The following is an 11,287-nucleotide window of genomic DNA, read 5'->3' as shown; positions in this document are numbered from 1 at the left end:
TTCCTGCTCCACCACCGAGATCAGGCTGATCGGCACGTCGAAGAGGGACGCGGCGAGTTCAACAATGTGCCCGAACTCAGGTTCCAAGGGGGTACGTGACAACCCATACTCTTCGATCGCGGCGATCCGTGAGGCCTCCGCCCGAAGGCTGTCGTGGTCAGGCGTACGGTGCATAGCAAAATTTCCGGGCAGATGTTCACTTGAGTTTACCACACCCAACGTTCACAAGGAGTTAGCGGAACGATAAGGATCTGGACCGCTTCCCGGCGCTATGACCCTCGACAAACACAAAGCGCTTGACTGCTGCGCAGCTCGCCACGAAAAGCACCCCTGCTCCCAAGCAAGAGAGCGACACCCACCAGCCGCAATTAATCCGGCCCCGCTATCACTGGGTGACATTCCCATAGGTTGGTTTGTCACCGTCATTTACAGCGCTCACGTTACGCAGCCTCCCGGAGTTGTTGAGCAGCGGCCAGGATGCGGGCAGCGCGCTCTCCGACAGGCCAGGCGAGTAGCCCTTCTTCAAACTCGCTGGCGCGATTACCCAAAGCGGCTTCGCCGAACATACCTGCCGTACCCGCCAGTTTATGGAGTAGCTCGGATGCCGATTCCAGTTCGTCCTCTGCAAAGGTGCCGCGCCAGATTAGCGCTTCGACATGCTCCAGAGTGCGGGCCCGGTGCGCGGCATATTTGGCTTGCGCCGCAGCACTCGGGCGGAAGCTGGTCTTGCGCGCGGGAGGGTGAGAAGTGGCCAAGTCCGCGGGCACCGCAGCTTGTGTGTCAGCCAATCGCGCCCACCGGTCAACGGCAAGCAGCAACGCCTCCATCGACACCGGTTTGGCGACGTGGTCGTCCATCCCTGCGGCGCGACATGCCTCTAGGTCAGACGCGAAGGCGTTCGCAGTGAGTGCTATGATCGGGAGCCTCCGGTCACCGGTCTGTTCAGATCCGCGAATGGCTTGGGTTGCGGCAAGCCCGTCCATCACCGGCATCTGCATGTCCATGAAGATCAGATCGAACGGGGTGCCGTTTGCAACGCTCTGGCGCACCTCGTCGACTGCTTGTTGTCCATCGGCAACAACGGTGACGTCATGGCCGCCTTGAGCGAGCATCGCGCGGACCAGCAGTTGGTTGACCTCATGATCCTCAGCCAAAAGCACACGAGCCGCACGTTGTGAAAGTCGCGTAGCTCCTGTGATTACCGGCTTGTCGGAGACTGCCACCATCTCCCCGGCTACGGCAGGGAGCTGCAGCGTTACTGTGGTTCCCTGCCCCGGCCGGCTATTCAGATCGATGCGACCGCCCATCAGGCGGGCAAGACGATTACTGATCGCAAGGCCCAGGCCGGTACCACCATAGCGGCGCGTGATTGAATGATCAGCCTGAACGAACTCTTCGAAAATCGAACCCTGCCGTTCGGGTGCGATGCCGATGCCAGTGTCGCTGACCGCAATCACTAGCTGCTGCTCGCCCCCGATCTCGGCCACACGCGCGCCAAGCGCTACCTCGCCATGCTCTGTGAACTTGACGGCATTACCGAGCAGGTTGAGCACGATCTGACGGACACGCAAGGCGTCACCGAGCACAACTCGAGGCACGTCATCCGCGATTCTCACCGCAAGGCCGAGACGTTTCTGCGCCGCGCTAGCCCCGAGCAACTTGCCACAGCTGCGCAAGGCATGGTGGAGGTCAAACGGTTCGCTGACAACATCAAGTTGTCCGGCTTCGATCTTGGACAGATCAAGGATGTCGTTGAGCAGCTTCATCATGGTTCGGCCGGATTCCGCAATCAACCCTGCGTCGCGGCGCTGCTGCTCGGTCAGCTCGCTAGTCAGCAGCAGCTCGGCAAAGCCGATCACGCCGTTCATGGGCGTGCGGATTTCATGGCTCATGTTGGCCAGGAACCCCGCCTTAGCCACTGAGGCCGCTTCGGCAGCCGCCTTTGCGGATTTCAGTTCGGCTTCGATCTCCATTTGGCTCGATACATCGCGCCAGACCGCCACCACGCAAGGGATTGTACCGTAGGCAGCCAGCCGAGAGCTGGCTTCGATCCAGGTATAATTGCCGTCTGCACGCGCCATCCGAAAGCGCTGCGATGCACCAGCTGCTGCTGTATCTGCCAGCAAGCCCTTACGGTATCGTTGAACCGCCGGCTGATCGTCCTCATGAACGCGGTGGATCGGCTTGGTTCCGATCATTTCCGCAGGTGAAATGCCCAGAATGGTTGCGGATGCAGGAGACATGAACAGGCAGACACCGTCGAGATCGATGAGCGCGATCATGTCGCTGGCTTGTTCGGTGATAAGCCGGAAGCGAGCCTCGCTGTCGCGAAGTATTTCCGCTGTACGCTCCCGTTCGGTCACGTCTTGGAAAACGCCGAACATGGCCAGTGCCGCGCCAGCAATGTCGGTTTCTACCTGACCTTGGGCAACCACATAGCGAATCGATCCATCGGCGCGGACCAGGCGTGCATCGTACGCGAAATCACGTCGCTCTGCGATTGCGCCATTGACGATTGCCGCCACTCTCTGCCGGTCATCCGGGTGGTAGAAGCCTATCGCCTCCGCGAGGAGCGGCGGAGCGCCGGGCTCCCGGCCGTAGATCCGAAATACCTCATCCGACCAAGCCAGATTTTGAGCATTGAGATCGATCCGCCAATGGCCGATCGATGCCATATTTCCGGCGAGTTTGAACAGCCGATTACTCTCCCGCACGGCCAGCATCAGCCGTTCGCGCTCGTCCAACGCCCCTGCCATCGGCAACGACATCAGGAACGTAGCGGCAAGATAAACTTGGAAGAACTGGAGCTGTCCGACACGCGACAAGCTGGTCATCATCACTGGACCATGGCCGCTGGCGGTGGCGCTCCCGCCAATCGCTGCTACAAGTAAAATCGACAGGGCAGCGCCAGGCCTGCCCAGCTTGAAGGTAGCGAGCAGTATCGGCAGCGCCGGAAGAAAAAGCAGCGGCAATCGTTGTTGCCAGAATACTCCAGCGGTAGCGATGGCGACAGCAGTGAGCAGTGCTCCGCCTTCTCCCCACAGCTGCGACATCAGGCGCTGCGCTCCCGCTCGCCGCTCACCAGCCATGAGCAGCATTACGATAGGGCTGGCGATCAACGTCCCCAAGCTGCGGCCCAGCACCCAATCAGAGAAGGTTGCTATCCAAGGCTTGTGCAATGCAATCAGCGCCGTTGTAGCGCCGACCAGCCCGCTGGTTGCTGGCGCTATAATGCCAGCCGCGGCGATGAATATGATGACGGAGCGCGTACGTCCGAACGGATCACTGTCGCCCAACCAACGCCGCAACAGAACCGCGGCGATTACTGCCTCAAGAATGCTAGCTATGCCGAAAAAGGGAGCAGCCCAGCAGACCGGGCCGAAAAGTGTACTGGCTGCTACCGACGCAGGTGCGGTCCATACCAGCGCGGATCGGCAATGGGCCACGCTGCGACACCGGCACAGGAACATGATCAGCGGAGCATTGGCTACCCAGAGTAGCGCTACGCCTCCGTTGAGTCGGGTAAGCAGGATGGCCGCAGAGGCGAGCAGAAAGAAGCTCGTGGCGAGCACTGCTCCCTCGCGCTTCGGAAGTGTCATTGCTGATGCTCCGGCCATGATGCCCTATTAGGGCAGCATCGTTAATTTTTTGTCGGCAAAAGCCTTTAGAAGAGGGCCCACAACGAATGACTTGTAGGGCAGAGCGGTCGCCAAATCTCTATCCGTGGCACTCCGGCTGTACGTTATAAGGTCGCGTAAAAGTGACCAGTAACACCTATTGGTGGCTTAAATAATGGAAATTTTATGTTGAAGCGCTGCAGTTGCCTTGTTCAGGTTATCATTCTGTCTTCGTGCAAAGGCACCGACTAAAAGAAGTCCATAATCAAAGTAGCAAGAAGAGGATGGTGCTATTTAAAAGCCATCGACGATTTGATCCGTCATCTCCATATTACAGGCATGCGCAGCGCTCCGGTCGAATACGCGGCTCTCCAGAGGTCGGAGTGGGGATCATGTTTAAAGCCGGTTCGGACCCCCAGATCACGCGCAATCGTCAGCTTCAGCGATCTTATGATCGAATTATATCCAATGCATTTCTACCATTCTCACTCCCCCGCGGTGGTTGTGTCGCAGAACAAGCGACTTCCAAGACGTCCGAACTTAAGGAGATGGGCGGCTGTGGCTAATGCGGGCCGTCCCGGTATGTTGCTGCCAGCACACGCTCGATGCTCCCGCCTTGTGCGATCACGGAGAACAGAACGACGAGGTAGGTAGCAGTCAACGCAAGATCACGCGCAGCCGAGTGAGGTAAGCTGAGCGCGAGGGCGACCGAGATGCCGCCCCGCATTCCGCCCCAGATTAGCGTGACCGGGGCCCGCCGCCCGAGCGACAGGAAAGGCTTCACGGCCACGAGAGGGACGAGAACGGACGCCGCGCGGGCGAGCAGCACCAGCGGAATGGTCGCGGCACCGATCGCGAGCAGCGATGCCTCCGATGGAATTGTCACCACCTCCAGCCCGATCAGCAGGAACAGTAGCGCATTCAGTAGATCGTCGATGACGGACCAGAACTTGAGCAGGTAATCGCGGGTGGTGGCACTCATCGCATGGGCGACGCCGTGATTGCCGATGAGCAGCCCCGCCACTGCCATGGCAACGGGGCCGCTCAATCCGATCCGACTGGCCAGAGCATAGCCGCCCATCACTACGGCTAAGCTAATCATCACCTCGACCTTGTATTCGTCGATCCGCGACATCGCCTGGACGGCGATCCACCCGACCAGCAGGCCGAGAACGACGCCGCCTCCTGCCTCTTGCAGGAACAGCAGCGTCGCATTGCCGATCGAGAGCGCCTCGCTTCCCGACGCAGCCGCAAGCAAGATCGCGAAAACGACGACGGCGACGCCGTCGTTGAACAGGCTCTCGCCCGCGACCGTCGCTTCCAGCGTGGGCGTCACGTCCGTGCGTTTCAGCACGTCGAGCACGGCGACCGGATCGGTGGGACTGATCAGCGCCCCGAACACCAGCGACCAGAGTAGCGGCACCGGGTGTCCCAGGATGCCGGTCAGCAGGTGGAAGCCCCAGCCGATCAGTACGGTCGACAGCAGCACGCCGGCCGTGCTGAGGGCGACAACTGCCCAACGCCCGCGGTGCATCTCGCGCCAGTCGACGTGCAGCGCGCCCGCAAACAGCAGGAACGACAGCATCCCGTTCATCAACGTCCGATGAAAATCGATACCGTCGAGAAAACGCGCGACGTCGTGGCTAAGATTGCCGCCGGGCAGAAGCCGATCGATCCCGACCACGAGAAGCGACGCAACCGCACCCATCACCGTCAGCCCGATCGACTGCGGCAAACGCAAGAAGCGGATGTTGATGAAGCCGAGGACCGCTGCCAGCACGATCAGGATCGCCGCGGCGTCGAATGGCGTGATCACGACGCCGTGTATACTGGAAATGAGCGGGTGTTCCTGAATTACTGAGGTGGAGTAGCTGCTTCCGGGCGCGCTCGGGTCAGCGGAAAACCGATGATGTCATAAGCGGCCAATGCTATGCCAATGCCCACCTTGTCGAGTTCGCTGATGATCTAGCGGCTCACAGCGTCCTCAGCGCCGCGGATGCCGTGGTATGGACGATGAAGCGCACCGTCAGCTCAAGCCAGCTATCGGTGATCCGATAGAACATGCGCGGCACGAGGTCGATCGGTGCGACCCCGAACCGCGCCTGTAAGCCCTCCTTATACTCGGCCGCCAGCAAGTCCGGGTGGTCGGCCTGCTGCTTCGCAGCCCTGCTGTCCGCCGACGAGTTGTTCCCGAACGTTGCCTAGGGGCGCATGGGCTATCGCATGATGGGAGCTGACGACGCTCCCGTGGCCGAGTGGAAGCATATCTATCCTACGGCGCACCGGCGCGTGGCGCGGATCGTAACCATAGCCGATGGCGAGATGGCGGCTTGGACGGCCAAAGGCGTTCACCTCTAATCGGATTTGCTGCCGCTCGCCCATTCCCGAAACTCAATCCTAGTTGGACTGCTCAAGCGGTACCGGTCGCCGTCAGCTTGTGGGATATGCCGTGCTGAGCCGTGAACGCGAAGCTCTGGTAGGCAGCGTTACGCCACGGGTGCCAAGCGCCTGAAATTCTCGATGACCGCTTGAGCCCTGATCGGCTTGGTCAGCACGACCGCGGGCGGCGTGCAGTCCGTGCAATCCTCAGGTGTTCCTGTGATGAAGATGACCGGAATCGGACCCCATATACTTAGGATCGCTTCCACGGCTCGTGGACCGGTGCCCGTCCGCAGGTTCACGTCCGACAGGATGATCTCGGGTCTGCGGGCACCTGCGGCCTCGATCGCGTCCGTTTCGCAATCCGCGATCATAATCGAGGTGGCGCCGGCATCGCGGGCAAGCTGCTCGACATAGTCGGCGATCAGCCACTCGTCCTCAATGATAAGTACGTGACACATAGATGTTTCCGGCCAATTGAACCGTACCAACCGCCACACTGGCCGATTGGTGCCGCCTTGGTCTGGATCGCGCTCAAGAGCGGGCTGGAAGCGTCAGCTGCATGCGTGTGCCCGGATGGGCGGCCTTGATCTCGAACCGGGCATCGAGGTTGCGTGCAAGCGTACGCGCGACCTTGAGGCCGAGGCTGGTCGCCTGCATGGGGTCGAAGCTTTCCGGCAGGCCGTGACCATCGTCGCAAACGCATAGCTCAATCAAATCGTCATGCCGGGCAAGCTCGATCGCGATTGAACCATGATCCCGTTCCGCGAAGCCATGCTCGATTGCGTTGGCGACCGCTTCCGCCATGATGAGTGCCACCGGGATAGCGGCGTCGGGCGGGAGCAGGATACCAGGCGCGGCCGCGACCGAAAGGGTAATGCCGGGCTTGCCCCCCGCGGCAATCAGGTCGTCGGTCAGCTCGGACAGGAAGATGTCGAGCGGCACCTGCTCGCCCTTGGTGCCGTAGAGCTGCCGCTGGATGCGGCCGATCATCTGGAGCTTGGATGAGGCGTCGTCGAGCGCCTGCCGGGCGGCTGGATCGGTGATGCCTCGCTTCTGCAGCGACAGCACGGCACCGACCATTTGCAGGTTGTTCGACACGCGGTGTTGCAGCTCGTTGAACAGCAGCTCCGTTTGGTCAGCCAGGGCACCCCGCTCCTCAGCCAATCGTCCGCGCTCTTCCGCGAGCTGACGGCTGCGTTCTCGTTCGGCGCGGGCGCGCTTGGTAGCGTGTTGCATCCAGTGGATGAGTACGATGTCAACGGAAATGACGAAGGTGTAGAAGGCGAGCGCGATGGCCGTGCCGCGGTCCAGGGCGAAGCTGTAGCGCGGGGGGATGAAGAAGTACCAGGAGAGCAGGCCGCACACGACGCCCGCCATGACCCCCGGACCACGGCCGAACAGGAAAGACGACAAGATTACGGCAGGGAAGAAGGTGATGTACGGGAAGCCGCTCGGCAGGACAGGGTCGAATGCCATGCGCGCTGCCCACGCAACCCCGGCTACCAGTAGCACGAGTCCGTAGGCAAGCGGTTGGCGCTCGATGAGCAGCGGCAGCCGCTCCAGTTGCTGCACCAGTCTGACCCTGCTCATGTACCGTGCCTTTTGAACTGATTTTGGACGAACCTCCGCTTGAGGCCAGAGGGCGATCAGCTCGCCTCCGCAAAAATGGCGGCCAGCATGCGGCTGAGCTGGTCGACCGAATAGGGCTTCTGGAGCAGTTGAAAGCCGTGGCTCCCTTCCTGCGCCAGAATGTGGCTGTAGCCGCTGGTCAGCACGATCGCGAGATGGGGATATCGATCCCGGACGAGGCCGGCGAACTCGACCCCGGACATGCCAGGCATGACGATGTCCGAGAACACCGCGTCGAACCGGGTGTCGTCGACCGCGAGTTGATCCAGCCCGCTTGCCGCATCGCGCGCCCAGACCGCGGCATAGCCAAGCTCGGCGAGCATGTCGGTGGCGAAGGTGCCGACCGCCTCATTGTCCTCGACGACGAGGATGCAGCCCTGCCCGTCGCCGATGCGAACGGGAGCGATCGCAGTCGGGGCCTCGACGACCGTAGCGGACTCCGGCGCATGCGGCAGGTAAAGCGAGAAGACCGCACCGCCCCTGTCGGCCGTAGCGACGTCGATCTCGCCTTCAGACTGCTTACTGAAACCGTGAACCTGGCTGAGCCCCAACCCGGTGCCCTTGCCGACATCCTTAGTGGTGAAGAACGGCTCGAAGACGCGGCCCACCTGGTCGGGCGGAATGCCAGGGCCGGTGTCGCAGACGGTGATCCTGACGAAGCGGCCGGTCCGCACGTCGTGACCGCGAACGGCAGGAACTTGATCGACCTCCTCGACCTGGAGCGAGAGGGTGCCCTCGCCGTCCATGGCGTCGCGCGCGTTGACAGCGAGGTTGAGGATGGCGGTGTCGAACTGGTTGGGATCGGCGAGCACCATGCATGGCGAACAGGCCGGATTGATCGTCAGCATTACCCGCGAGCCGAGCGTGGTGGTCAGCAGTTCGCGCATGTCATCGAGCCGCTGAGAGACGTCGAACACCTCGGGTTTGAGCGGTTGCCGGCGTGCAAAGGCCAGCAGCTGCGCGGTCAGCTTGGCCGCCCGTTCGGCGGTGTCGACGATGGCGTCGAGGTAACGGACGCGGCGCTCCTCCGGCAGCCCGGGGCGGCGCAGGAGATCGGCGCTGCCCCGAATGACGGTCAGCAGATTGTTGAAGTCGTGAGCAACACCGCCTGTGAGTTGCCCGACGGCCTCCATCTTCTGCGCTTGTCGAAGCGCATCTTCTGCCTTGATGCGGCCGGCAATCTCGGCCTGGACGTTCTCGATCGACGCGGCCAGATCGTCGCTGCCGCGATCGACCTTATGCTCCAGCGCCAGGGTCAGGCGCTCCAGTGCGATACGCGCGCGCGCATCAGCATCGACATCAAGGCAGGTGCCCATCCAGCGGATGATCCGCCCCTCGCCGTCGTGGTCGGGCATCGCCTGGCAAGCGAACGAGCGATAGTCGCCGGCATGGTCGCGAAAGCGCCCGCGCACCTTGCACGGCTCGCCGCTGCTCATCGCTTCACGCCAGCGGTCCTCGACCTCAGCGCGATCATCGACGTGCAGGACGTCGAGCCACTGTGCCCCGTCCAGACCGGACGCTTCTAGGCCCGTGTAGCTCTGAAAGGCGGCATTGGTATCGGTGATGTCGCCGGAAGGGTCGCTGACGAATTGAAAGCCGGGTAATGCCGCAGTGAGCGCGTTGTAGCGGCGGTCGGACTCGCGCTCGACGGTCCTGTCGCGCATGATCTTGGTGAAGCCGATATGCTCGTGAGTTTCGCTGAGCAGCGGCATCATCAGCCCGGAGCCCCAAATCCGCGAGCCGTCGCTGCGCATATGCCAACGCTCGTCGAGCGCTTTTCCCACATCGAGAGCCAACGCCATCTCGGTTTGTGGCGCATCGACGGCGCGATCTTCGGGGGTGAAGATGACGTCGGCGCTCTGCCCCATGATGTCAGCCGACGACCATCCCAGCAGATGCTCGGCACCCGGGTTCCAGCTCGTGACCATGCCGTCGCGATCGAGGCTGATGATCGCGAAGTCGGTCGCGCTTTGCAGAATCAGGGTGGCAAGCTCGCCATCACGCATCGTCGTCATGGTGGCGATCTAGCAACGATCTAAAATCGCGTCATCGCCCTTGGAAGCGCCGGCACGAAGTAGGCAATCACCGGGGCTTACGCCCCGGGGACCGTCTTTAGGTCAGGCTACCCCAATCACCTTCTCGATGTCGGCAACCGAGTGGCCGGTCAGGTCCTTGGCGATCTCGCCCGTCAGCTTGGCTTCAAGCGCCTTATGGTAGTGCTTGCGCAGCTCGCCGAGAGTCCGGGGGGCGGCGATGACCACGAGGTGGTCAATCCCGCCTGACATCGCCTTCTTGTTGAGCATCTCGGCGACACCGGCCGCGAACGCGTCCTCGTCCTGCTGGTGATCGGCCGGGTTAGCCGAGCTGCTGGAATGGTGCCCACCCGACCCCTTATTGTCGGTCGAGACATCCTCTGCCGGTAGCGAGGTAAGCTTGGGCGTGTTTCCATTGCCCGTATTCTTGAACAGCTTTAGATTCTTGCCATCCACGACAGCGACAACAGCGTTGTTTCCAAGTTCCATGTTCTACTCCTCACAATATTCGTTACGTATGCGTAAGTATAAAGTTTGCGTTCAGTAGCTGGTATACCAAAAAAGATATTGAAGTTAACCCATGACACCATAGATGGTGCCATCGCCACCGCTGTTTACGAGGCCCCATGAACATTGTAGACCTTGCCGCTCCGGCCACTCTGTTCGAAGCGCGTGACCCGTTAGACGAGCAGCTGAACGGCCAGCCCTTGCAACAGGGTACGGTCCAGGAGGTCGTACTGGCGGCGATGGAGTTTGCGGACTGCCGGCTACATACTGCCAAGATCGTCACGGCGGATCAGCAGGAGCTTCGTGCAGACGAGATCGAGACGATCTACATGGAGCAGATCGCCAACTAGCGCTCTGCCACCCCGAGGGACCAATCAGGCGCGCTTAGCGCCCCGTGACGTTTGCTGCTTGCTTGTCGCGGGTGTATGCCTGATGCTTCGCAGTGTCGCGAATGGCTTTGGCCTGCTCTTCGAGCTTGTCCGCCTTGGCATCGGCGGCCGACTTGATCTCGCGGCCTTGCTGCTTGAGCGCGTCCGCCTGCGCGTTACGCGCCTTGGCTGCTGCACGATCGGCCTTGTCCTGAGCCTCGCCCAAACGCTCGTTCGGGCCGTTGCGGTTATAGGCGACGCCAGCGGCGTTTGCGGCCGCTTGATCCTGAGCTTCGCCAGCTTTCTGCTTGGGGCCGCTACACGCCATTAAGGCGAGCGTGCTGGTCAGCACTATGATCGTGATCCGCATACCGCTCCCCGTTGGTCGGTTTGGGGTCGCCGTTTTAGAGCGACCCCTGGCCGGTTCAGATGTCGTCGCCGAGCGCGCCCTTGACGCTGCCCTTCACGTCCTGGCCGGTGCCTTTGACCTTCTGGGCCTCGCCCTCGGCAACCAGCTTATCGTTGTCGGTCGCCTTGCCGACGGCTTCCTTGACGCTGCCCGCGATCTTGTTGCCGGCGGCATCGAGCTTATCGGTGAACTCACCCATGATCGATCTCCTATGCAGTCGGCCCGCCCATCGGGGCCGATCGTGCCAGCGCTAACATAGGGTGACAGTGCCGGGCTTCCATCACCCGGCCTCTGAGCACCTCAGCCCTCGACCGCCTCGATGTTGACGGCGGACTCGGCCAA

The 11,287-nt window shown here is 61.6% G+C and carries 10 protein-coding genes; 1 reads left to right on the top strand and 9 read right to left on the bottom strand.

Going from position 1 to position 11,287, the window contains the following annotated elements:
• Nucleotides 1-440 precede the first annotated feature (440 nt).
• The 7 genes from OXR60_RS19385 to OXR60_RS19355 form a co-directional block, all read right to left on the bottom strand.
• Nucleotides 441-3,599: a PAS domain S-box protein gene (locus OXR60_RS19385; RefSeq protein WP_267397690.1), complete on the bottom strand. Its 3,159-nt coding sequence runs from the start codon at nucleotides 3,597-3,599 to the stop codon at nucleotides 441-443.
• A 580-nt stretch (nucleotides 3,600-4,179) separates the two neighbouring features.
• A complete protein-coding gene (locus OXR60_RS19380) occupies nucleotides 4,180-5,433 on the bottom strand; it encodes a sodium:proton antiporter (protein WP_267397689.1) in 1,254 nt (417 codons plus the stop codon).
• A 157-nt stretch (nucleotides 5,434-5,590) separates the two neighbouring features.
• Nucleotides 5,591-5,752, bottom strand: a complete 162-nt coding sequence (locus OXR60_RS19375) for a hypothetical protein (protein WP_267397688.1) — start codon at nucleotides 5,750-5,752, stop codon at nucleotides 5,591-5,593.
• Nucleotides 5,753-6,103: 351 nt separating this feature from the next.
• Nucleotides 6,104-6,457, bottom strand: a complete 354-nt coding sequence (locus OXR60_RS19370; RefSeq protein ID WP_267397687.1) for a response regulator — start codon at nucleotides 6,455-6,457, stop codon at nucleotides 6,104-6,106.
• Between the two features lie 73 nt (nucleotides 6,458-6,530).
• On the bottom strand, nucleotides 6,531-7,589 hold the full coding sequence (locus OXR60_RS19365) for a DUF4118 domain-containing protein (RefSeq protein WP_267397686.1): 1,059 nt from the start codon (nucleotides 7,587-7,589) through the stop codon (nucleotides 6,531-6,533).
• Between the two features lie 56 nt (nucleotides 7,590-7,645).
• Nucleotides 7,646-9,643 carry a PAS domain-containing sensor histidine kinase gene (locus tag OXR60_RS19360; protein WP_267397685.1) on the bottom strand — a complete coding sequence of 666 codons (1,998 nt, stop codon included), beginning with the start codon at nucleotides 9,641-9,643 and terminating at the stop codon, nucleotides 7,646-7,648.
• Between the two features lie 102 nt (nucleotides 9,644-9,745).
• Nucleotides 9,746-10,150, bottom strand: a complete 405-nt coding sequence (locus tag OXR60_RS19355; RefSeq protein WP_267397684.1) for a host attachment protein — start codon at nucleotides 10,148-10,150, stop codon at nucleotides 9,746-9,748.
• 137 nt (nucleotides 10,151-10,287) lie between these two features.
• Here OXR60_RS19355 and OXR60_RS19350 point away from each other — a divergent pair, with 137 nt between their 5' ends.
• Complete coding sequence (locus OXR60_RS19350; protein ID WP_267397682.1) at nucleotides 10,288-10,518, top strand: hypothetical protein; 231 nt, start codon at nucleotides 10,288-10,290, stop codon at nucleotides 10,516-10,518.
• A gap of 34 nt (nucleotides 10,519-10,552) precedes the next feature.
• Here the strand turns inward: OXR60_RS19350 and OXR60_RS19345 are convergent, their stop codons facing one another.
• Together OXR60_RS19345 and OXR60_RS19340 are read right to left on the bottom strand one after the other, a co-directional pair.
• Complete coding sequence (locus tag OXR60_RS19345) at nucleotides 10,553-10,906, bottom strand: hypothetical protein (protein ID WP_267397681.1); 354 nt, start codon at nucleotides 10,904-10,906, stop codon at nucleotides 10,553-10,555.
• 55 nt (nucleotides 10,907-10,961) lie between these two features.
• Nucleotides 10,962-11,144 carry a CsbD family protein gene (locus OXR60_RS19340; protein WP_267397679.1) on the bottom strand — a complete coding sequence of 61 codons (183 nt, stop codon included), beginning with the start codon at nucleotides 11,142-11,144 and terminating at the stop codon, nucleotides 10,962-10,964.
• Nucleotides 11,145-11,287: the final 143 nt, after the last annotated feature.

The organism is Sphingomonas sp. GC_Shp_5 (genome assembly GCF_026540855.1).
Taxonomy (GTDB): domain Bacteria; phylum Pseudomonadota; class Alphaproteobacteria; order Sphingomonadales; family Sphingomonadaceae; genus Sphingomonas.
This window is presented reverse-complemented; position numbering and strand designations above follow the sequence as displayed.

Coding starts and splice junctions, on each gene's coding strand:
- OXR60_RS19385 (WP_267397690.1), bottom strand. CDS start 3,599: ATGACACTTCCGAAGCGCGAGGGAGCAGTGCTCGCCACGAGCTTCTTT.
- OXR60_RS19360 (WP_267397685.1), bottom strand. CDS start 9,643: ATGACGACGATGCGTGATGGCGAGCTTGCCACCCTGATTCTGCAAAGC.
- OXR60_RS19350 (WP_267397682.1), top strand. CDS start 10,288: ATGAACATTGTAGACCTTGCCGCTCCGGCCACTCTGTTCGAAGCGCGT.
- OXR60_RS19355 (WP_267397684.1), bottom strand. CDS start 10,150: ATGGAACTTGGAAACAACGCTGTTGTCGCTGTCGTGGATGGCAAGAAT.
- OXR60_RS19340 (WP_267397679.1), bottom strand. CDS start 11,144: ATGGGTGAGTTCACCGATAAGCTCGATGCCGCCGGCAACAAGATCGCG.
- OXR60_RS19345 (WP_267397681.1), bottom strand. CDS start 10,906: ATGCGGATCACGATCATAGTGCTGACCAGCACGCTCGCCTTAATGGCG.
- OXR60_RS19370 (WP_267397687.1), bottom strand. CDS start 6,457: ATGTGTCACGTACTTATCATTGAGGACGAGTGGCTGATCGCCGACTAT.
- OXR60_RS19365 (WP_267397686.1), bottom strand. CDS start 7,589: ATGAGCAGGGTCAGACTGGTGCAGCAACTGGAGCGGCTGCCGCTGCTC.